Source organism: Vibrio anguillarum (assembly GCF_001989995.2).
In the GTDB taxonomy this organism is placed as follows: Bacteria; Pseudomonadota; Gammaproteobacteria; order Enterobacterales; family Vibrionaceae; genus Vibrio; species Vibrio anguillarum.
In genome coordinates, this window is sequence record NZ_JAHGUP010000054.1 from 51,510 (window position 1) to 73,301 (window position 21,792).

The window sequence follows — 21,792 nt, forward strand, 5'->3', positions numbered from 1 at the left end:
TTGCAGGCTTAGATTAATTATGGTTACCCGCTTTCTAATATTGGAATATGGTCGTCATTTCGCGAATGCAATTAGTTGATTTTGTTAACTGAATCACAACTTTAATCTTACTTAATAGATAGTGAGGTCGATAAAAAAGGAAGCATCAGCTTCCTTTTTTCGGGGGCGTAAGCGAGATTACACTTCTAATATCACGCGCGTATCTTCACTGAGCGCTTCAAGCTCATCGGCTACGTCTTCAATTTGTATCGCAGCTGGGAGCTTGATGGCTAGGTTGGCGGTAAATAAACTTGAGCTGACACCACCGCCACCCGCAATAAAAACGCGTTGGCAATCCATATCTAAAATATTGATACCTTGATTATCAAGAAGGTGGGTGATTTCGTTGACGATGCCTGCACGGTCGTTTGCATCAATCCGCAGTTGGTAAATCGTTTCTTTTTCGTGTTGATGTACGTCAGAATCAACAATCTGCACCAGAAGATCGGGTTGTTCTCTAAATGCTTGTTGAACGATAACGGCATTTGAGGTCGGTAACTCTATTTTAATGACGGCAGCTACTTGGTTTTCAATAAAGTTCACTTTACTTATTAACCATTTTCCACCATTTTCATGAGTGATCGCGGCAAGATGCTTAATTGTGGCTGGTGTTGCACTGCCGACGAAATTGACGATAAAAGTACTGTTCATAATAGGCCTCCCATAGCAAGCTAACGAAAGATAAATCGTTGATCTTGAATTCCTTTCACTTCAGTGTAGAGGCCTATCTTAGATAAGACTTGATGAGAGTCAATTTTTTACATTTACGCAGTCTCTTGCTTGTCAGTATTCATACTTGGGCCACAAAAATAGCCTTGGCTTTAGGCATTGGCCTTGTGTTTAGCCCTGTTTTTTAGAAACTGACTTTGAGATTAAGGCCATAAAATTGCGAATCATAGCTAGCGCCTGAGTCCAAAGCAAACTTTGCGGCATCTTGGTTACCAAACCAAGGTGTGCCATTAAATTCTACTTCGGCATTGCCTCCCCAAGCATTTGATACCCAGCCATGGATATGTCCAACAGGGTTGAGGAAGAAAAGTGTGACATCACCCAGAGTCGATGAACCCAACACTTCACCACCTGTGGTAACAATATCTTGTTCCGCTTCAAACATCAGCTCACCGACAACCGCACCGAAAAAGGGCGTAATAAACAAGTCTTGCCATGACGGTATCTCGGCAAACGATTCTACGCCATATTCCCAAAAGAAAGTCGACATAACACCGGAGTAAAGAAAAGATTCAAACTCATTAAATCCAGCATGTCTTGCGGCTGTGTAGTAAACGCCGCCAAAGTAGGGGTGCATAATGTAGTTGAGATAATGCTCATCTCTATCCCAAGTGGGGCCGGATGATACGTTATCTTTCCATTTGCTGCCTATGCCGCTTATGCTGCGATCCTCTTCATCCCATTTGGTAATGGATGCAGGCAAAAATGTCATTAAACCAACGGTTGCTACGCTTAATCCTAAGATGGTATAGGTTTGGCCTTTGAGATAGTCCCAGTCTTTTGTATCTTGCACGGTAAGATATTTAGGCAGCGCGGGCTCTTCAAGGTTTAGCGGTTGCGACTCTGCTAAGCTTGCTAAAAATGGAGAGTTCGATTGGTAAATATTCGGATCGTCATTAAAACAAGAAATTTGATTGCAGTCGACCGTATAGGAAAACTCAATGTGTTGGTTGAAATCGTATGCAGTGGCACTAGCACAAGCCGAAAACGATAACATCAATGGTATGATGCTTTTCTTTGACACGGAGGGCTCCAAAGTTTTGTTTTTAATGATCAGAATCACAATTATCTATTAAAGCGGCGGTGATGAAAACAGCAAATTATGTAAATAAGGAAACTTATGAGAAAAATAGCATTCAAAGCGTTATATATTGCACTTTATTCTCTGCCGTATTGATTGATAGCACACCTGTAAGCGTACATAAAAGGACACCATGATATGTTGAAAATAGCAATGTTAAGCACGGGTGAGGAAGTGCTCCATGGCGATATTGTCGATACCAATGCTGCTTGGTTATCCAGTGAGTTCTTCCAGCAGGGTTTTTCGTTAGTAAAACGATCAACGGTAGGCGATAGCCAGCAAGCCTTGGTTGAAGAGTTACTGATGCTCAGTTTCAATAATGATGTATTGATCGTGAATGGTGGGCTCGGCCCAACGTCTGATGATTTAAGTGCGGCGGCGGCGGCTCAAGCGGCGGACCAAAAGTTGGTGTTGTCTGTGCTGTGGAAGCAAAAACTGGACGAATTTTTTGCGCAGCGTGGTGTTGTGATGCCAGAAAGTAACCTCAAACAAGCGATGTTACCGGAGTTCTCTGACATCATTGATAACCCAATAGGGACGGCTTGCGGCTTTAAAGTTCAGATTAATGATTGTGTTTGTTATTTCACCCCCGGAGTACCCAAAGAGTTTAAGTTGATGGTCTCTGAACAGATTTTACCTGACTTGCTAGCGACATACCCACAACAAACGGGATTAGAGTGCAGCCGTTTATTCACTCTGGGTTCATCGGAATCGGCCATTTCAGATAAGTTGGATAAATTAGTCTTACCGGAAGGGTATATGCTGGGGTATCGTTCTTATCTGCCTTTTATTGAGGTGAAATTGTTTGGTCCGAAAAGTGATTTAGAACGCCGAGTAAAACTACTACAGATCATCTACCAGCATTTGGAACAACATGTTGTGAGTGTCGATGAACCTATGCTCACGCATATCGGTCATTTAATGCAAGACAAAGGATTATCGATCTCTATTGCAGAACAAGCGACCAAAGGTTGGCTTGCCAGTTGGTTGTTAAGTAACGAGCAAGTGGAAGCGTTGAGCGGTCACTGCTGGATTTTGAGCCGCAACGTTGAATCGGGCTTAGGCGATCAAGATCCACTCGCGGCGTCATTAGCGCTTGCTGGCGCAACGAAGGAAAAGTGTTCTACTTCGTTATCGCTCGTGACTGGTGTATTAAATGATGATCAATTTAGCCTAGCTTTATCGGCTCCGCAGGGAGAGTGGGGACAGATCCTCAAATTCAAGCGTCGTTACAGCGCCGATGAGCAGAGGGAGTTAATGGGGACCATCGCGGCTGATATGTTACGCCGCTATTTATCGAATAAGCCTATTTTTGCTCAGTATGGGGCATTGATCTCCGTCAAAGAGATGTTTTTACCTGCGAGCGTTATTGGCTAATTAACTCAATGTGTTAGCGTGTTTTTAAATCTAAGTTATTGATAATGAGGCTCTTTATGTTTAAATTGTATCGGGTGGTAACTGCATGATTTTTTGGCTTATTCCGTAGGTTCGGTGAGGTGCTTAGCTTATGATTATTTCGTCTAAAGACTAAGCTCATGATTTCACGCATCAGATAAAATTGTTTCAAAATTGGGTCTTTTTTACACATCTTTTCTCTGTACACTGTCAGTCCGCTCGATGAAATTCAGCAGGAGGCTGACATGTTTAACCAATCGAAAATTTTAGTTTGGTATAAAGTTGCAAGTCAAAAAGTGATCTTAGGTGAGGCATTGAGTAATGAAATGAGTGATGTTGTTTCTTTATGGCTCAACGCTCCATCAGACTTAGATACGCCTAGCTATCAAGGATATAGACTTTCATTGTTTGATGGGGATGGCAGAGAAATCGCTAACAAATCCGTATCAATGGGTACAGCTGATGGCATTCTTCTAGGAATGTATAAAGCCAGAGCATAGCTCTGGCTTTACCTTTTTAACGCGCCAATGTGTGATGCGTTAACAGTGCACTATTGGCAGATCGAGATTAGGCTCGCCTTGCTTTGGGTCGATAATTAACACCAGCAAGTTCCACGTGGCTTTTGGCTTTACAAATACAGGGCAATATTTCGTTGCGCTCTGTGTAAGCCATCGCAAAACCAACGTATTCCACTTCGCCTTTAACGAGCGTGCAGCGACAGGCACCACAGTGACCATCGCGACAGTTGTACTCTGGCTCTAGCCCCGCACTCTCCATACTTTCCAATAAAGTATTGGAAGAGTTTGATTCTATGGTTGTAACTTTGTTGATTTTAATGGTCGCCATTACAGCTCAAAGTCCTCGAAGTCATTGGCACGAACTTCATTGTCAATTTGGCCTACAAGGTAGGAGCTGATTTCTGCTTCTTGAGGTGCAACTTGTACGTTGTCTGAAGACAACCACGCATTAATCCAAGGAATTGGATTTGATGTTGCGCCGGGGTAGGCGATATCTAAACCAACCGCTTGCATACGAACGTTGGTTATGTATTCAACGTATTGGCACAGAATGTCTTTGTTTAAACCAATCATCGAACCATCTTTAAACAGATATTCAGCCCACTCTTTTTCTTGTTCAGCAGCCGCTTTGAACAAATCAAAACATTCTTGCTTGCACTCTTCAGCGATTTGTAAGAAAGCGAAATCGTCTTGTCCATTACGCAGCAAGTTGATCATATGCTGTGTACCAGTCAGGTGCAAAGCTTCATCACGTGCAATCAACTTGATGATTTTGGCGTTACCTTCCATCAATTCGCGCTCTGCAAAGGCAAATGAGCAGGCGAAGCTGACATAGAAACGAATCGCTTCCAACGCATTGACTGACATCAAGCAAAGATAAAGTTTGCGTTTCAGGTCACCCAAGCTAATTTTGACGCTCTCACCATTAATCTGATGTGTTCCTTCACCAAAACGGTGGTAGTCATTAGACAGTTGGATCAGATCATCGTAATAGTGTGCAATGTCTTTTGCGCGTTTCAATATATGTTCATTTTCGACGATGTCATCAAACACAATGCCAGGATCATTCACAATATTACGAATAATATGAGTGTATGAACGTGAGTGGATTGTTTCTGAAAATGACCAGGTTTCAATCCATGTTTCCACTTCAGGAAGCGAAACCAGCGGTAGCAGTGCCACGTTAGGGCTGCGACCTTGGATTGAATCCAGTAGCGTTTGATATTTTAAGTTCGAGATGAAAATGTGCTTTTCATGATCTGGAAGCTTGTTGTAATCAATGCGATCACTCGATACGTCGACTTCTTCTGGACGCCAGAAGAACGAGAGCTGTTTTTCTATCAGTTTTTCAAAAATTTCAAACTTTTGCTGGTCGTAACGAGCCACGTTAACCGATTGGCCAAGAAACATCGGTTCTTTGAGTTGATCATTCTTTTTTTGAGAAAAAGTACTGTAAGCCATAAATGCCTCAATCCCTTTTAAGCTCCCTTGCGTGGGGAGCATTATTGAATACGTTGAGTAAAATAGAGTTAGATCTTACAACCGCCGCCCGCACAATCATCATCTTGTGCCTGTACTGCGTCTTTTTGATCATCCTTCGCGCCATCACGAGTGTTGTGATAGTACAAGGTTTTCACACCAAATTTATATGCCGTCAGCAGATCTTGCAGCAACTGTTTCATTGGTACTTTGCCACTTTCATACGCGCTGGGGTCGTAGTTGGTATTAGCGGAAATCGCTTGGTCAACAAATTTCTGCATGATGCCGACTAGGTGCAGATAGCCGTTGTTAGAACCAATATTCCACAATAACTCATAGTTCTCTTTCAAATTAATGAAATCCGGCACGACTTGTTTCAAGATGCCATCTTTTGAGGCTTTTACTGAAACATAACCGCGAGGAGGCTCAATACCGTTGGTGGCATTGGAAATTTGCGAAGAGGTTTCTGAAGGCATTAACGCTGTTAACGTTGAGTTACGTAAGCCAAATTCCATGATCTCTGCGCGCAGCGCATCCCAATCATAATGCAAAGGTTCTGCGCAAATTTGGTCGACATCTTTTTTATAGGTGTCGATAGGCAGCAAGCCTTTGGCATAATTTGTTTCATGGAATAGAGGGCATCGGCCTTGTTCTTTGGCTAACGCGACTGAAGCCTTCAACAGGTAATATTGCATCGCTTCAAAAGTGCGGTGTGTCAAACCATTTGCACTACCGTCCGAATATTTCACGCCATTTTTCGCCAGATAGTAAGCGTAGTTAATCACGCCTACACCCAATGTACGGCGATTCATGGTTGACTTATAAGCGGCAGGCAGTGGGTAATCTTGATAATCCAACAGTGCATCTAGCGCACGAACCACAAGATCAGACAACTCTTCGAAATCATCCAGAGATTGAATTGAACCTAAGTTGAATGCCGAAAGCGTACATAGCGCAATCTCACCTTCATTATCTTCAACATTAGACAGCGGTTTCGTCGGCAGTGCGATCTCCAAACAGAGATTGGATTGGCGAACAGGCGCTACAGACGCATCAAACGGGCTGTGCGTATTGCAGTGGTCAACGTTCTGGATGTAGATACGGCCAGTGGAGGCACGTTCTTGCATCAATAGGGAGAACAGTTCTACCGCTTTCACCGTCTCTTTTTTAATCGAAGTGTCATTCTCATATTGAACATACAAACGTTCGAATTCGTCTTGGTTTTCGAAGAATGCGTCATACAATCCAGGCACATCAGAAGGGGAGAATAGGGTAATATTACCGCCTTGGACTAAGCGAGAATACATCAACTTATTGAGCTGAACACCATAGTCCATATGACGAACACGGTTCTCTTCAACGCCGCGGTTATTTTTCAATACCAGTAGCGACTGCACTTCACCGTGCCACAAAGGGTAGAAGACAGTGGCTGCGCCACCACGTACACCACCTTGAGAACAGCATTTCACTGCGGTTTGGAAATATTTATAAAAAGGAATACAACCCGTGTGGAATGCTTCACCACCGCGAATTTCCGAGCCTAATGCACGAATGCGGCCCGCGTTAATACCAATACCCGCACGCTGTGATACATAACGTACGATAGAGCTTGCTGTGGCATTGATTGAATCTAAGCTGTCACCACATTCAATCAACACACATGAGCTAAATTGACGGGTAGGCGTGCGCACGCCCGACATGATTGGCGTTGGCAGCGAGATTTTGAACATTGATGTTGCGTCGTAAAAACGCTTAATGTAATCGAGACGGTTTTCTTTTGGATATTTCGCGAATAAGCAAGCGGCGACCAAAATGTAGAGGAACTGGGCACTCTCATAAATTTGTTTAGTCACACGGTTTTGCACGAAGTACTTACCTTCAAGCTGTTTTACCGCGGCGTAAGAAAAATTAAGGTCACGTGCGTGATCGATATAAGTGTCGAGTTCTTCAAATTCTGCGCGAGTATAATCTTCGATAAGGTGCTTATCGTATTTGCCCATTTCAACCAAACGAGAGACATGGTTGTACAAAGTGGGTGGCTCGTATTGTCCGTAGGCTTTTTTACGCAAATGGAACACCGAAAGACGAGCAGCTAGATATTGGTAATCTGGCGTCTCTTCTGAAATCAAATCGGCAGCGGATTTGATGATAGTCTCATGGATGTCAGAGGTGGTAATACCATCGTAAAACTGAATGTGAGCTTTCAGTTCTACTTGTGATACAGAGACATTGTGCAGGTCTTCCGCAGCCCACGCGATTACACGGTGGATTTTCTCAAGATCAATTGTTTCTTTGCGTCCATCACGCTTGGTGACAGTAAGTTTTTGGTTCATTCTGCTTCATTTCCCTAACAAAACTGATTAAGGCCGTATTTTTGTAGAATTGTTGTAAATTTCATCGCGGCTTTGTGATCTGAATTTATCTATATATTGTAGTGCAAACACAACATATAGGGGTTCTTTGCTTTGCGAGTTACAAGATAGTGCTATCTGAAGCTCATTTCAAGTTACAGATCTGGGACAGCTTGTGGATAACTAGCAAAAATAAAAAAAACAGTTAGTACCCACTTACTGATGATCAAAGAGCCGATTTGATTGTAGAAAATTACCGTTTTGAGTTTGGTTTAGATGTAACCACAATCAAAAAAAAACTTCTTGATCTTTGAGGAAAAAAGGGAGCGATTTTCGATGTGGTTAAAATGGAATCTAGAGCACAAAAAACAGCCTAGAAACCGAGAAAAAATGTGCTATTCGGCTTAATTTTTAACGTGAGCAATACGCTATCGATAATGGCATATTAGATGACCACTGACTTTAAAAAAGCTGAGTATGAACGATGTAATTGACATCAACATTGCGCCCTAAACGGTAAGTATCGGTTAACGGGTTATAAAGTAGGCCTGTTATTCCTTGCTCTTGCAGGTTTGTTTTATCAATCATCTTAATCAGTTCCGATGGGCGGATGAATTTTTCATGATCATGTGTGCCTTCTGGAACAATGCGTAGCAACTTTTCTGCGCCCACGATGGCAAACAGGTAAGACTTAAAATTACGATTGAGTGTAGAAAAGAAAACATGACCGCCGGGTTTGACCAACGCAGAGCAGGCTTGAACAACGGACAATGGGTCTGGAACATGCTCAAGCATTTCCATGCAGGTGACAACATCATATGTGTGTGGGTTGTCAGCGGCGTGGTCTTCAATCGTACTTTGAATATAAGTGAGCTTTGTTCCGGTTTCTAAAGCATGTAAACGAGCGACTTCAAGCGGTTCTTTGCCCATGTCTAAGCCAGTCACTTGCGCACCTTCTCGTGCCATGCTTTCGGCTAAAATTCCGCCACCACATCCAACATCGAGCACCTTCTTGCCAAATAGGCCGTTGGCATTGACCAACACATAGTTCAATCTTAACGGGTTAATTTGATGCAGTGGCTTAAATTCACCATCCAGATCCCACCAGCGTGACGCCATCTCTTCAAACTTTTTAATTTCATTAAGATCAACGTTTTGTGCTTTAGTCATGTTAGATTCGCTCTTGCTGTCAAAATAGGCATCTTTAGTTGTGTGGGGTATTATAACCAGTTGATTATCACAGGCTACAGGTTATCTTTATTTCATTAATTTTTGGCTAAAATTTGGCCATTAATCAGCCGGGTATGGAATGAATGTGCAATTTCTCGGCACTTGATACACAACAAAGGTCACAACCTGATAAAAGGAAAGGGAAAGGGATGCCGAAGTAGTGAATTATGTGTTATATTTTTCGGCCTTGTACGTATCGAATATACGATCAAAAGATAGAGGGATAATGGCTCTATGAGCGATCTAGCTAGAGAGATCACGCCCGTAAACATTGAAGATGAGCTAAGAGGTTCATACCTAGACTACGCGATGTCCGTTATCGTGGGTCGTGCTCTTCCAGATGTGCGTGATGGCCTAAAACCAGTACACCGTCGCGTTCTATTCGCGATGAATGTGCTTGGTAACGATTGGAATAAACCATATAAAAAATCTGCCCGTGTTGTGGGCGATGTGATTGGTAAATATCACCCGCATGGTGATAGTGCTGTATACGATACGATTGTTCGTATGGCGCAGCCGTTCTCATTGCGTTACATGTTGGTCGATGGCCAAGGTAACTTTGGCTCGATCGACGGTGACTCTGCGGCAGCAATGCGTTACACCGAAGTACGCATGTCAAAAATTGCCCACGAACTGCTTGCCGATCTCGACAAAGAAACGGTCGATTATGTACCGAACTATGATGGTACAGAACAGATCCCTGCGGTTCTTCCTACCAAAATTCCTAACCTACTGGTCAATGGCTCATCCGGTATTGCAGTCGGTATGGCAACCAACATCCCACCTCATAACCTAACGGAAGTGGTTGATGGTTGCTTGGCCTATATAAATAATGAAGACATCACCATTGATGAGTTGATGGACTACATTCCGGGCCCAGATTTCCCAACAGCAGCATTAATCAGTGGCCGCAAAGGCATTATCGACGCTTATAAAACAGGGCGCGGTAAAGTCTACATGCGCTCTAAAGCGGATATCGAAGTCGAGAAGAATGGTAAAGAAACCATTATCGTCAGAGAAATCCCTTATCAAGTGAATAAAGCACGCTTGATTGAAAAAATTGCTGAGTTGGTTAAAGAGAAAAAAGTCGAAGGCATCAGTGCACTGCGTGATGAGTCTGATAAAGACGGCATGCGTATTGTTATCGAATGTAAACGTGATGCGGTTGGCGAAGTGGTTCTGAACAACCTTTACGCTCAAACACAGTTACAAACGACATTCGGCATCAACATGGTTGCGCTGGATAATGGTCAACCTAAGCTATTCAACTTGAAAGAAATGTTGAAATGCTTTGTTGATCACCGCCGCGAAGTGGTGACGCGTCGTACTATTTTTGAACTGCGTAAAGCTCGTGATCGTGCCCACATTCTAGAAGCACTGGCTCTCGCGTTAGCCAACATTGATGAAATCATCGAATTGATTCGACGCGCGGCAACGCCAGCAGAAGCAAAAGAAGGCTTGATTGCTCGTGGTTGGGATCTTGGCAACGTAGCGTCAATGCTTGAACGTGCTGGAACCGATGCCGCTCGTCCTGAATGGCTTGAACCAGAATACGGTATCCGTGATGGCAAATATTTCTTAACTGAGCAACAAGCCCAAGCAATTCTTGAGCTTCGTCTGCACAGATTGACAGGTTTAGAGCACGAAAAAATTCTTGATGAGTACAAAGCTCTTCTGGAAGAAATCGCTGAACTGATGCATATCCTTGCCAGCACTGAACGTTTGATGGAAGTGATCCGCGAAGAGCTTGAAACTGTTCGTGATGCTTTTGGTGACGCACGACGCACTGAAATTACCGCGGCAACTCACGATATCGACATGGAAGAGCTGATTGCTCGTGAAGATGTGGTCGTTACACTTTCTCATGCAGGTTATGTGAAATACCAGATCCTCAGCGATTACGAAGCACAACGCCGTGGTGGTAAAGGTAAGAGCGCGACGAAGATGAAAGAAGAAGACTACATTGAGCGTCTTCTTGTGGCGAATACTCATGACCATATTCTTTGCTTCTCGACTCGTGGTAAGACATACCGTTTGAAAGTCTATCAATTACCGCTAGCGAGCCGTACAGCGCGTGGTAAACCTATCGTTAACATTCTTCCTCTGGAAGAAGGGGAACGTATTACTGCGATTTTGCCAGTCACTGAGTTTAGTGATGATAAGTTTATCTTTATGGCGACCGGTGACGGTACAGTGAAGAAAACATCACTTTCAAGCTTTGCCAACGTGCGTTCTAACGGTTTGATCGCGGTTAACTTGCGTGAAGATGACTCTTTGATTGGTGTGGACATTACCGATGGCAACAGTGAAATTATGCTGTTTTCTAAATTTGGTAAAGTGGTTCGCTTTAAAGAATCAGAAGAAACGCCAGTATTGGATGAAAATGGTCAGCCTGTTCTTGATGAACATGGCCAGCCAGAAATTAAGTTCAAAGGTGTTCGCGCCATGGGACGCACAGCGTCCGGTGTTCGTGGTATGAAGCTAGCAGAAGGCGACCAAGTGGTATCGCTGATTGTTCCTTCAAATGACGGCGACATCTTAACAGTGACACAAAACGGCTATGGTAAACGTACAACCTTAGGGGAATACCCAACTAAAGGTCGTGCAACTCAAGGCGTTGTTTCAATCAAGGTGTCTGAGCGTAATGGTCAAGTTGTCGGCGCAGTGCAAACTGAAGAAGGTGATGAGTTCATGATGATCACCGATGCCGGTACGCTCGTTCGTACTCGCGTCGCGGAAGTGAGCCAAGTGGGGCGTAATACTCAAGGTGTGACCTTGATTCGCACCGCTGAAGATGAAAACGTCGTAGGTTTACAACGTATTGAAGAAATTGAAGATGTTGAGTTACCAGAAGGTGAGGAATTGCTAGAAGGTGAAGCGAGCGTTGCAATTTTAGAAGTACAAAGTGACGCAGAAGAAGCTGACTCTGAACCGAGCAGCGATTCTGAAGACGAGTAATCGTTTCACATATCCACCTTTATTCTAAAGTAATAAAGAATAAAAGCCGGAGCATTGATTGCTTCGGCTTTTTACTTCTAGCGAGCAGCCCATCCAACAAGTGAAGGATTTCCATTCAGCGTTGAAATCGTGGTGGTCTTTTTGAAAAGATCATCTGTGCCACAAATACGGCTGACTCCACATCTCTCATTCAACCTAAAATTGCCTATACTTAGCTATTGAGTTAACGTCATAAAAGTCATTAATTTAATTTTAAACGTTCTAGAAAAGATAACTTTTTAATAAATAAGAAACCATTCATTGGTTAAGATCTGTCCCCATCACATAATGGCGCTACAACTAAAAAGGATATAAAAGATGTTTGCTAATCGGTTTACCTTACAATCGCGATTAATTTTTGCGGTGTTATTACCTTGCGTTGCGTTGATTATTGTTGGAATGGCGAGCTTCAATAGCATGTCGACGATTCAACGGCAGGCAGAACAGCTCTATCTCAATACGGCCGCGCCAATGCGTTCAATGGCTGAAGTTGCCTCTCGAATTCCCCGTATGCGGGTTGGTATCGATATGATGTTACTTCAAGAGACGTCGTTAAGAGATAAAAAGGGTGTCCTCACACGCGTGAAAGAGACACGTGACGAAGATATCCCTGAAATGAGGCAGTCTGTCGAGCACGCAGTTCAGTCACAAGTGGATCCAGAACAGCGGAGACAAGTTCAGCAACTGTTGACTGACTTTGAAAAAATGGTCAGTACTCAACTTAATCCTATGTTGGCAGCATTTGAAAAGGACGATCTAGATACGGCGCGCAACATATACCGAGATCAATACGCGGTTACCTATGGTGAACTGCGTAAAAAAGCCAATGTGATCCTCGATTCGCTACTAGAGCAGGCCAAACAGCAGAACGTCAATAGCCAAAAGAGTTATGCCCAAGGGCAAAATCACATGTTCATCATTATTGGTATTGGTGTGCTAATTTCGTTTGTCACTTCATTCTTTATTGTTATCGGCCTAAAAACGCGAGTGGCCAGCCTACAAAAATCGATTGCTTTGGCCGCTGAAAACATGGCGCTAGATGCTCGCATTGATTTAGGTGGTCAAGATGAGTTATCGAAAATTAGCGATAGTTTTAACGACTTCATTGAGAAAGTACATGTAGCGATCAAGCAAGTGGCTTCGAGTTCTTATGAATTAGCGAATACGGCTAACCAAGTTTCAGCTCGGGCGCTATTAACCAAAAACAACTGCACTTCGCAACGTGATAGAACAGTCCAAGTGGCCACTGCCATTCATGAACTAGGTGCAACGGTAGGCGAAATTGCAAACAACGCAGCTCAAGCTGCCGACGTTGCGAAACAGGCCACTCATCAGGCGGAAAATGGCACCACTGTAGTAGAGAAAGCACAAGTGCAAATTGCAGATTTGATCAGTGAATTAGAGCAAGCTGCACAAGTCGTAGGCTCTTTGGCTGGTCAAGTGGTTAACATCAGCTCGATACTTGAGACTATTCGTAGCATTTCCGAGCAAACGAACTTACTTGCATTGAACGCAGCGATTGAGGCGGCGCGAGCGGGAGAGCAAGGTCGAGGCTTTGCGGTCGTTGCCGATGAGGTGCGAAATTTAGCAAGCCGTTCTGCTGCATCAACCGAAGAAATTCAAAGAGTCATTAATAACTTACAAGAAGAATCGAAACGGGCGGTTGGGGCAATGTCCCAAGGCCGAGAGCAGAGTTTGTTGGTGGTTGAACAAGCTGAAAATGCCAATAGCTCGCTAAAACAGATCCGCGTTTATATAGAGAATATTAGTGATCAGAACATTCAAGTGGCGACGGCAACGGAAGAGCAATCAAGTGTGGTCAGTGAAATCAACCGCACCGTTGAAGATATTAATCATCTCACCATGGAAACAACAACAGTGGCTGAGGAGCTCACTGTCAGTAGCGAACATTTGAAAAAAGTTTCTAAGCAACTCGATAGCCTAGTGAATAATTTTAAATTGTAATTGTGGTGATTAATACGATACAGAAAGAGAGTGGAGGCTCTCTTTCTTATTTTTAAAATAAGAATTAAATATCCTATCACTCACTATTTTTATTATTTGTCGCACGTCACAATTTTCTTGATTCTGTGATGTTAAACATGAGTTGGTTATTTTTATTTAAATGAGATATTTATCTAACCATTTGTTATGTATTGTATTTATTTTATACGTGAGTGGGTTTTAATAAAGCGTACTCAGTTTAAAATCATAAACGTCATATCCCGCATTAAACAACTAATTTATAGGGTTTTGAATCACATAACCATTTTCGTATTCATTGAATAATTCCATTATCAATTTGAGGCTGAATGACAGTTAAGTATTTAGCTAATAGTTGAGCTAAAGGGAATAACTATAAATAATAGGTACAATAATGAATATGAAACTCAAGAGTATACTGATCAGCACAGCGATTGCCTCTATCTGCGCTATTCCTGTAGGAACGGTAATGGCGAAAGATTATCCGCCTAAAACAATCTCATTTATAGCCCCAGCAGGTGCTGGTGGTGGTTGGGACTTAACCATTCGTACCGTTGCTAAGACCCTAAAAGATACCAACTTAGTCGAATCGAATTTACCGATCACTAACCGCCCTGGTGGTGGTGGTGCCGTTAACTTAGCTTATATGCAAACGCAAAAAGACAGTGACAAATTAATTGCTGTTTATTCTCCACCTATTTTGCTTACTCACCTTACTGGTGCAAGCAAATACAGCTATGAGGATACGACTCCATTAGCCCGTTTGATCACTGACTATGGCGCATTCGTCGTTTCAAAAGATTCAAAATACACCTCAATCAATCAAGTGATGGATGCGCTTAAAAAGGATCCAAAGAGCGTTAAAATTGGTGGAACATCGGCTGCAGGCAGTATGGATCACATTCAATTTCTGATGATTGCGAAAGCAGCAAGCGTACCGAACCTAAACCAGATTGATTACATTTCCTTTCAGGACGGCGGCGCGGTGGCTCAAGTATTGGGTGGACACGTTGACCTCATTTCGACCGGTCTTGGTGATGTCGCTCAATTGGTTGAAAGCGGTAACCTAGTAGCGCTGGCACACACAGCTAATAAACGAATTGGTGAAGGCGAAGTTGCTAAGATTCCAACAGTGAAAGAACAAGGAATTGATGCGACTTTCGAAAACTGGCGTGGGTTATTTGGCCCGAAAGATATGCCTGATTACGCGGTCACTTATTGGAATGCCAAGTTAAAACAAATGGCGGAAACATCAGAGTGGGCGGAAGCACGCAAACGTCATGGCTGGGATGATGCTTACCAGAATAGTGAGGAATTCACTCAATTTTTGGCAACCACTAATGAGCAATATAAAGAGATCCTAGCGGAAATATTTAAGAAAAAATAATTCATCTTAAATATTGGGGGCTCAGAGTGTTGTCGTGTCCCCGAATTCTTTCCAATCGCATTGTTTCTCAATCATTCCTCGCAAAAGGGTTACATATGGAAAATAACAAGATTCGTCCAAACTGGGATGCTTTTACAGGTTTGTTTAGCGTCGGATTTGGTCTTATATATGGAGGCATGACTTATACCATGCCAAGAGCTGCCTTCGGCAACCCACTTGATCCTATTTATTTCCCAATGGGCATTGCAGTACTTGCTCTGATGGTAGGTTGCATTCTTCTGGCTAAAAGTAACATGAGAGCCTCTGTCATGGCTTTTATTGCTTTGATTAATGAAGATGAAGTGAAGAAGTTTGATCGTAAAAGAATTTTATATACCTGCATTGTTTCTGTTGGTTACGCTCTGATTTTCGACCCACTTGGCTATGTAATCAGCACCTTCTTCTTCTTGTTTTCAATGTTGACGATCACTAGTGGAATCAAGGCATGGAAACAAAGCATCTTGGTTGCATTAGCGTTCTCTGTCTGCGTGTATTTTGTGTTCAGCACGTTACTAAGCATTAGTCTTCCACCATTACCGTTTATGGAATAAGGCAAATAATTATGACTGATATTTTTGTTAACTTAATGAATGGTTTTGGTATCGCTTTTCAACCTTATCATCTATTACTAGTCACGTTAGGTGGCATATTGGGTACTGTTGTGGGAATGCTTCCAGGCTTAGGCCCCGCAACGGGTGTTGCTGTTCTGCTTCCCATGACGTTTGCTATGGGGCCGACGGCCGCCTTGATCACTATGACGGGTGTTTACATTGGGGCGATGTTTGGTGGTTCTCGTAGCTCGATCTTGATCAATACTCCCGGAGATGGTGCCGCCTTGGCGGCAACCTTCGATGGCTACCCGATGGCGATGAAGGGCAGAGCAGAATCCGCGTTAGCGATTTCAGCGATTGCTTCTTTGATCGGCGGTACGATAGCCGCAATTTTAATGACACTACTTGCTGAACCTGTTGCAGGATTCGCGCTTAAATTTGGTCCTGCGGAATACTTTTTGTTGATGGTGGCTGCGTTGTCCATGACCGCATCCATGTCGAAAGGCAATATGTTGAAAGGTTTCTTATCCATGGTAATCGGTCTTGCTATTGCAACGGTCGGTATTGATGCGCAAAGTGGAGCAGAACGATTTACATTTGGTAATTTACACCTTCAAACGGGTATTGATTTTCTGGTGGTGATTATCGGTATTTACGCAATGGGTGAAGTCTTTAAGAGCTTCAGTTCGTTAAGTAAAGGCACGAAAAAAGCACAAACCAAATTCAAACGCATTTGGATTGAAGGGGATGACTGGAAACGTTCCAAATGGGCTATTCTTCGCAGTGCTCCCATTGGTTTCATCATCGGTTCCTTGCCCGGTGCGGGTGGGACTATGGCCTCGTTAATGTGCTACAACAACGAAAAGCAGCTTTCAAAACACAGTGAAGAGTTTGGCCATGGTGCAATTGAAGGCCTTGCAGCACCAGAGTCGGCTAACAACGCTGCATCGATTGGTGCAATGATCCCGATGTTGTCGCTCGGTGTTCCAGGTTCTGGTACGACGGCCGTCATGATGGGTGCGTTACTGATGTTGGGTATTCAGCCTGGACCATTGCTATTTGTACAGCATGCTGATGTGGCTTGGGGTCTGATTGCAAGTATGTTTGTAGCAAACATCATTCTGGCTATAGTGAATATTCCTCTGGCAGGTTTGTTAGTACGAGTGTTAGCCATTCCACCTAAAGTGTTATACCCAATTGTATTAGGTTTGGCATTTATCGGTTGTTACGCGATCAGTAGCTCAGTGATTGAGTTTTACATTCTGATCATCTTGGGTGTGGCTGGTGTGATCATGAAGCGAGTGAATATCCCCACTGCGCCTATGATTCTTGCCGTGATAGTGGGTGGCACCATGGAGCAATCATTCCGCCAAGCGTTTAGGATTTCCAATCAAGATTTATCTATTTTTGCAGGCTCAACCGTATCACAGGTATTAATTGCTATTACTGTATTGTCAATTGCACTACCACTATTTGGTATGTACAGAAAGACAAAACAAACATCACAGCCAGCATAATTTTCGAGTTCTTTAAACTAGATGAAATTTAGTGTTGCATTGATGTAAATAGCGACAAAACCCTCCATCCAATAGATGGAGGGTTTTGTCATTAATATAAAATCAAATGGTATTGGTTAAATATTATCCAAAAATGCTGAATTAATTCATTAACGCCATTTAAATAATTAATCATTGATACCCTATATGATGAAACTCAACGTTAGTCAGTCAAAGAAACAAGATAATTTGTTGGTGAATTTTTAAATGAGAAAGGCCTGTGCTCACGTCATACAGTTTTGAACGAATAAAAAAGAGCAATGCAAGAAGAATGGAGCCCGTCAGTCTATTCTTGCAAAAAATGGGACTCGGGGTTGATGCGGATGTTGAACTCTTTGTCATCGCTTACTATAACCAATCCATTGTTGGATGCGGTGGTTTGGCGGGGAATACACTCAAGTCCGTTGCGGTAGACACTCAGCACCAAGGACAAGGGTTATCAACAACATTATTAAGTGAATTGGTCACGCTTGCTTACGATTTGGGGCGTTACAATCTTTTTATTTACACCAAACCTGAAAATTACGCGATGTTTCACAGTGCGGGTTTTTATTTGCTTACCGCTGTAAAAGGGCGCGTCATTCTGCTAGAAAACAGCAAGTCCCGGCTCACCGATTATTGCCACCAACTCTCAAAGCTAAAGCAACCTGGCAATCACATCGGAAGTATTGTGATGAATGCCAATCCTTTTACGAGAGGGCATCGTTACCTGATTGAACAGGCCGCTCAACAATGCGATTGGGTCCATTTTTTTGTGGTTAAAGAGGATCGTTCCTTTTTTTCTTATCAAGATCGCTTAGCAATGATACGTTCAGGTGTGAAAGATCTAAAAAATGTCATTATCCACGAAGGTTCAGACTATATTATTTCGCGCGCGACTTTTCCTAGTTACTTTCTCAAAGATGAAGGGGTGACGAACTACTGTCATACTGCGGTCGATCTGCAATTATTTCGCAATTATATTGCACCCGCATTGGGGATCACACGTAGGTATGTGGGAACTGAACCTATTTGCGCCGTTACACGTTTTTATAATCAGCAGATGCTGCAATGGTTGACTACACCGACGTTAGACAGTGCGCCGATCGCTTTGATTGAGCTTCCACGGACAGAAAAAGCCAATACGCCAATTTCGGCGTCATTAGTGAGAAATCTACTGTTCGATAATCAATGGGATATGGTTGCGCAACTTGTTCCAGAAACGACCCTTAACTATTTGAAGCCGTTATTTAGCCTTGATACATCCGTTTACCAAGTAAAGAGAAGAACGATGGCGATGAAAGATAGAGGCAATATCGCAATACAATGTTGAATGCATACCAATGCAAAAGCGCCGCAATGCAAGGGCGCTTTTATTTATTACACTCATTGTGCCGATGGGCTCGAATGAAAATCGCGTTTACATATTTAACTAACGACTAGTTTTTAACTATAGCTGTAAGCCTGATTACATAATGAAACGATACATTTTTCTAGCTCATCCAATGCATGTTGGTGAGTCGATGAACATTTCTGTACTGGCTGGCCACACATTAGGCACTGCCGTGGTGCCATACCACAAGATTTTCTAGAAATGGTTTTCCCTCGCAGACACATTACATCGATATTAAATAACGTACCTAAAGGGTGTATCTGTTCAATATCGATCATCGCTTTTTTTACAACGTTAGCCGATGCAATCTGAGTAATATAATAGGCTTCTGAACCAAAATTGGAATGGATTATCTGACGATGCAGTACCTGTGATCTGAGTGCATTGATCTTTTCATTTATAGCATCAAGTGCGCTATTGAATATCACTTCGGTGTATCTTTTTTGAGCTAATTCAATCGGCAAATTTAATGTAAGCGTGATCAGGGGCGCCTGAAATTGCTTTAAGAGTTGAGATTGACGTTCAATTCTTTGTTGTAGATTTGTCAAATTGTCTATGGTGTTACGGTATTGGTTGCTTTGCATGGTGTTTTCTCATTTTGGCATATCCCATATTTAAACCATAACGGCGAAATGATGATCAAAATTTGAATTAGCGGACAATTACACGCAGCACTTGAGTTTTAAATGACCTTAATGATGTTAATTATTCCTTGCTGACATCCGGTCACTATAAAGTTGGCTACCATTATCTGCTATTTCGTCACTTTCCTGTTTGATTGGGTTTAAATATGGGCTTGTTCCCTGCTTATTTGGTTATTTAGGTGTGCTTGATGTAAATTGTTTGTTATCAATTTGATGAATTTAAACGGTATTTACATCAATATGAATTAAATAAATAAACACCATTTAAGTTGTTTAATGGTGTCATTTGAATGATGAAGTTCACGAAGTCCATAAGCTTCGCTCAGTAGACTAATCTCACCGATTTTAATGTGGGTTTTAGAATAACCATGAGCCAAGATCCAATTATTTATGAAGGCATAACCCTAATGGCATTAGGCATGGGGTTTGTGTTTTGTTTCCTATTGTTGCTGGTGGGCGCAATTAGAGTGTTGACCAGTCTCTCATCTTATTTTTTACCAGTGTTAATCAACAAGCCTACAGTGTCAGATAAAACCACGGCACCTGAAGATACGCTTGTCGCTGCCATTTCTGCAGCCCTTCACCACCATAAGAAAAAATTCAGTTAATCATGATTCGAATATAGGGGATTTTTAATGTCTAATAACAATAAACCACTTGGCATCACCGATGTCGTTTTGCGCGATGCGCATCAATCTCTTTTTGCTACTCGCTTACGTCTTGATGACATGTTACCCATCGCATCGGAACTTGATCAAATTGGTTACTGGTCCTTGGAAACGTGGGGCGGAGCCACGTTCGATTCATGCATCCGCTTTTTAGGGGAAGACCCATGGCATCGGTTGCGCGAGCTTAAAAAGGCGATGCCAAATACCAAGCAACAAATGCTATTTAGAGGACAGAACATCCTTGGCTATCGCCATTATGCTGATGATGTTGTTGATAAATTTGTTGAGCGTGCTGTTGTCAACGGAATGGACGTATTTCGTGTGTTTGATGCATTAAACGATGTACGCAACATGAAACAGGCCATTCAGTCCGTCAATAAGTATGGAGCTCATGCTCAAGGCACCATTTGCTATACCACGAGCCCAGTTCATACCATGCAATCTTGGGTTGATGTGGCGGAGCAATTAGTAGAGTGCGGTGTGCAATCCATCGCAATCAAAGATATGGCGGGTGTTATGACGCCGTATGAAGCCAGCGAATTGGTTTCTACACTGAAAAAACAGCTTGATATAGAGCTTCATTTACACTGTCATTCAACGGCAGGCCTTGCTGATATGACATTACTGAAGGCCATTGAGGCTGGAGTGGATCGCGTTGATACTGCCATTTCTTCGATGAGTGGTACTTATGGCCATCCTTGTACTGAGTCCATAGTCGCGGCCTTAAAAGGGACAGGACGTGATACCGGGTTAGACATCTACAAATTAGAGAGTATCGCCGCTTATTTCCGTGAAATTCGCAAAAAATATCATGCTTTCGAAGGGCAGCTAAAAGGAGCCGATTCACGTATTTTAGTGGCTCAAGTGCCTGGCGGCATGCTGACCAATATGGAAAGCCAACTCAAACAGCAAAATGCACTTGATAAAATAGACGAAGTGCTGAAAGAGATCCCTCGCGTAAGAGAAGATCTCGGTTTTATTCCACTGGTTACCCCAACGTCACAAATCGTAGGCACGCAAGCGGTGATCAATGTGATGATGGGTGAGCGTTACAAAACCATCACCAAGGAAACGGCTGGTGTTCTTAAAGGAGAATACGGACAGACACCAGCGCCAGTGAATGCCGAACTTCAAGCGAAAGTGCTGAAAGGCGCAGCGGCAATCACTTGTCGACCTGCTGATTTAATTGAACCAGAAATCAATACGTTGTCATTGAGTGTTCAAGCACAGGCCAAAGAGAGAAATATCTCTTTAGTTGAAGAGGTGATTGACGATGTTCTTACCATAGCACTGTTTGACCAGGTGGGTTGGAAGTTCTTAGAAAATAGAATGAATCCAGCTGCATTTGAGCCTAAGCCTTGTATTGCTGAGGTGAAAGCCCCCGTTGTGGCCTGCAAAGAAGAACAAGCGATCTATACCGTGAGTGTTAATAACCAAAGCTACGTTGTTCAAATCAACGAAGGCGGTGATCCACAGGTTCTTGCAACTGCGTCCAACGTTTCCCCCAAAGCAGCGGCTGCTTCGGCATCCCCTAGTGCTCCTTCAGGTAACGCTGAAACAGTGGCTGCTCCTCTGGCAGGCAACATTTGGAAAATACACACCAAGGTAGGAGATGTAGTCGAAGAAGGCCAAGTACTGCTGATTTTAGAAGCCATGAAAATGGAAACGGAAATCCGCGCAGCCCGGGATGGCATTATTGAAAAGTTGAGTGTCTCTGAAGGGGATTCCGTGCAGGTTGGTGATGCTTTGATGGCGTTAGCGTAAGGAACGATG

Annotated in this window: 17 protein-coding genes; 10 read left to right on the forward strand and 7 right to left on the reverse strand. The window is 43.0% G+C overall.

What is annotated here, in order from left to right:
* Positions 1 to 177 precede the first annotated feature (177 nt).
* Together PL85_RS13395 and PL85_RS13400 are read right to left on the reverse strand one after the other, a co-directional pair.
* A complete protein-coding gene (locus PL85_RS13395; RefSeq protein ID WP_013857004.1) occupies positions 178 to 690 on the reverse strand; it encodes a glycine cleavage system transcriptional repressor in 513 nt (170 codons plus the stop codon).
* Between the two features lie 202 nt (positions 691 to 892).
* Complete coding sequence (locus PL85_RS13400; RefSeq protein ID WP_234826560.1) at positions 893 to 1,831, reverse strand: DUF3943 domain-containing protein; 939 nt, start codon at positions 1,829 to 1,831, stop codon at positions 893 to 895.
* A 156-nt stretch (positions 1,832 to 1,987) separates the two neighbouring features.
* On the opposite strand from PL85_RS13400, the gene PL85_RS13405 reads away from it, so the two are divergent.
* Together PL85_RS13405 and PL85_RS13410 are read left to right on the forward strand one after the other, a co-directional pair.
* Positions 1,988 to 3,226, forward strand: coding sequence for a CinA family nicotinamide mononucleotide deamidase-related protein (locus PL85_RS13405; RefSeq protein WP_013857002.1), 1,239 nt, complete (start codon positions 1,988 to 1,990; stop codon positions 3,224 to 3,226).
* Positions 3,227 to 3,489: 263 nt separating this feature from the next.
* Positions 3,490 to 3,744, forward strand: coding sequence for a hypothetical protein (locus PL85_RS13410; RefSeq protein WP_013857001.1), 255 nt, complete (start codon positions 3,490 to 3,492; stop codon positions 3,742 to 3,744).
* A 67-nt stretch (positions 3,745 to 3,811) separates the two neighbouring features.
* Here the strand turns inward: PL85_RS13410 and yfaE are convergent, their stop codons facing one another.
* The 4 genes from yfaE to ubiG all read right to left on the reverse strand — a co-directional run bounded on the left by yfaE (position 3,812) and on the right by ubiG (position 8,762).
* Positions 3,812 to 4,090, reverse strand: a complete 279-nt coding sequence (gene yfaE, locus PL85_RS13415; RefSeq protein WP_013857000.1) for a class I ribonucleotide reductase maintenance protein YfaE — start codon at positions 4,088 to 4,090, stop codon at positions 3,812 to 3,814.
* Positions 4,090 to 5,223: a class Ia ribonucleoside-diphosphate reductase subunit beta gene (nrdB, locus tag PL85_RS13420; protein ID WP_010318364.1), complete on the reverse strand. Its 1,134-nt coding sequence runs from the start codon at positions 5,221 to 5,223 to the stop codon at positions 4,090 to 4,092. The genes yfaE and nrdB overlap by 1 nt, the downstream gene beginning before the upstream one ends.
* A 68-nt stretch (positions 5,224 to 5,291) precedes the next feature.
* Positions 5,292 to 7,574: a class 1a ribonucleoside-diphosphate reductase subunit alpha gene (gene nrdA, locus PL85_RS13425; protein WP_017046168.1), complete on the reverse strand. Its 2,283-nt coding sequence runs from the start codon at positions 7,572 to 7,574 to the stop codon at positions 5,292 to 5,294.
* A gap of 480 nt (positions 7,575 to 8,054) precedes the next feature.
* The gene (gene ubiG, locus PL85_RS13430; protein WP_017044298.1) at positions 8,055 to 8,762 is read right to left on the reverse strand and encodes a bifunctional 2-polyprenyl-6-hydroxyphenol methylase/3-demethylubiquinol 3-O-methyltransferase UbiG; all 708 of its coding nucleotides are present in this window, start codon (positions 8,760 to 8,762) and stop codon (positions 8,055 to 8,057) included.
* 294 nt (positions 8,763 to 9,056) lie between these two features.
* On the opposite strand from ubiG, the gene gyrA reads away from it, so the two are divergent.
* The 6 genes from gyrA (at position 9,057) to citC (ending at position 18,647) form a co-directional block, all read left to right on the forward strand.
* Positions 9,057 to 11,780 carry a DNA topoisomerase (ATP-hydrolyzing) subunit A gene (gyrA, locus tag PL85_RS13435; protein WP_115339736.1) on the forward strand — a complete coding sequence of 908 codons (2,724 nt, stop codon included), beginning with the start codon at positions 9,057 to 9,059 and terminating at the stop codon, positions 11,778 to 11,780.
* A 357-nt stretch (positions 11,781 to 12,137) separates the two neighbouring features.
* Positions 12,138 to 13,784: a methyl-accepting chemotaxis protein gene (locus tag PL85_RS13440; protein ID WP_115339737.1), complete on the forward strand. Its 1,647-nt coding sequence runs from the start codon at positions 12,138 to 12,140 to the stop codon at positions 13,782 to 13,784.
* A 412-nt stretch (positions 13,785 to 14,196) separates the two neighbouring features.
* Positions 14,197 to 15,189 (forward strand): Bug family tripartite tricarboxylate transporter substrate binding protein, encoded by a 993-nt coding sequence (locus PL85_RS13445; RefSeq protein ID WP_013856993.1) that lies wholly within the window; start codon positions 14,197 to 14,199, stop codon positions 15,187 to 15,189.
* 95 nt (positions 15,190 to 15,284) lie between these two features.
* Positions 15,285 to 15,779: a tripartite tricarboxylate transporter TctB family protein gene (locus tag PL85_RS13450; RefSeq protein ID WP_019281353.1), complete on the forward strand. Its 495-nt coding sequence runs from the start codon at positions 15,285 to 15,287 to the stop codon at positions 15,777 to 15,779.
* An 11-nt stretch (positions 15,780 to 15,790) separates the two neighbouring features.
* Entirely contained in the window at positions 15,791 to 17,296 is a 1,506-nt protein-coding gene (locus tag PL85_RS13455; RefSeq protein WP_013856991.1) for a tripartite tricarboxylate transporter permease, read from the forward strand.
* Between the two features lie 259 nt (positions 17,297 to 17,555).
* A complete protein-coding gene (gene citC / locus PL85_RS13460; RefSeq protein WP_013856990.1) occupies positions 17,556 to 18,647 on the forward strand; it encodes a [citrate (pro-3S)-lyase] ligase in 1,092 nt (363 codons plus the stop codon).
* Positions 18,648 to 18,760: 113 nt separating this feature from the next.
* Here the strand turns inward: citC and citX are convergent, their stop codons facing one another.
* A complete protein-coding gene (citX, locus tag PL85_RS13465; RefSeq protein WP_013856989.1) occupies positions 18,761 to 19,291 on the reverse strand; it encodes a citrate lyase holo-[acyl-carrier protein] synthase in 531 nt (176 codons plus the stop codon).
* 428 nt (positions 19,292 to 19,719) lie between these two features.
* Between citX and PL85_RS13470 the strand changes: the two genes are divergently transcribed.
* Positions 19,720 to 19,959: an OadG family protein gene (locus PL85_RS13470; protein ID WP_019281352.1), complete on the forward strand. Its 240-nt coding sequence runs from the start codon at positions 19,720 to 19,722 to the stop codon at positions 19,957 to 19,959.
* A 27-nt stretch (positions 19,960 to 19,986) separates the two neighbouring features.
* Complete coding sequence (gene oadA, locus PL85_RS13475; protein ID WP_013856986.1) at positions 19,987 to 21,783, forward strand: sodium-extruding oxaloacetate decarboxylase subunit alpha; 1,797 nt, start codon at positions 19,987 to 19,989, stop codon at positions 21,781 to 21,783.
* Positions 21,784 to 21,792 lie beyond the last annotated feature (9 nt).

Coding starts and splice junctions, on each gene's coding strand:
- PL85_RS13395 (WP_013857004.1), bottom strand. CDS start 690: ATGAACAGTACTTTTATCGTCAATTTCGTCGGCAGTGCAACACCAGCC.
- PL85_RS13405 (WP_013857002.1), top strand. CDS start 1,988: ATGTTGAAAATAGCAATGTTAAGCACGGGTGAGGAAGTGCTCCATGGC.
- PL85_RS13410 (WP_013857001.1), top strand. CDS start 3,490: ATGTTTAACCAATCGAAAATTTTAGTTTGGTATAAAGTTGCAAGTCAA.
- yfaE (WP_013857000.1), bottom strand. CDS start 4,090: ATGGCGACCATTAAAATCAACAAAGTTACAACCATAGAATCAAACTCT.
- nrdB (WP_010318364.1), bottom strand. CDS start 5,223: ATGGCTTACAGTACTTTTTCTCAAAAAAAGAATGATCAACTCAAAGAA.
- nrdA (WP_017046168.1), bottom strand. CDS start 7,574: ATGAACCAAAAACTTACTGTCACCAAGCGTGATGGACGCAAAGAAACA.
- ubiG (WP_017044298.1), bottom strand. CDS start 8,762: ATGACTAAAGCACAAAACGTTGATCTTAATGAAATTAAAAAGTTTGAA.
- gyrA (WP_115339736.1), top strand. CDS start 9,057: ATGAGCGATCTAGCTAGAGAGATCACGCCCGTAAACATTGAAGATGAG.
- PL85_RS13440 (WP_115339737.1), top strand. CDS start 12,138: ATGTTTGCTAATCGGTTTACCTTACAATCGCGATTAATTTTTGCGGTG.
- PL85_RS13445 (WP_013856993.1), top strand. CDS start 14,197: ATGAATATGAAACTCAAGAGTATACTGATCAGCACAGCGATTGCCTCT.
- PL85_RS13450 (WP_019281353.1), top strand. CDS start 15,285: ATGGAAAATAACAAGATTCGTCCAAACTGGGATGCTTTTACAGGTTTG.
- PL85_RS13455 (WP_013856991.1), top strand. CDS start 15,791: ATGACTGATATTTTTGTTAACTTAATGAATGGTTTTGGTATCGCTTTT.
- citX (WP_013856989.1), bottom strand. CDS start 19,291: ATGCAAAGCAACCAATACCGTAACACCATAGACAATTTGACAAATCTA.
- PL85_RS13470 (WP_019281352.1), top strand. CDS start 19,720: ATGAGCCAAGATCCAATTATTTATGAAGGCATAACCCTAATGGCATTA.
- oadA (WP_013856986.1), top strand. CDS start 19,987: ATGTCTAATAACAATAAACCACTTGGCATCACCGATGTCGTTTTGCGC.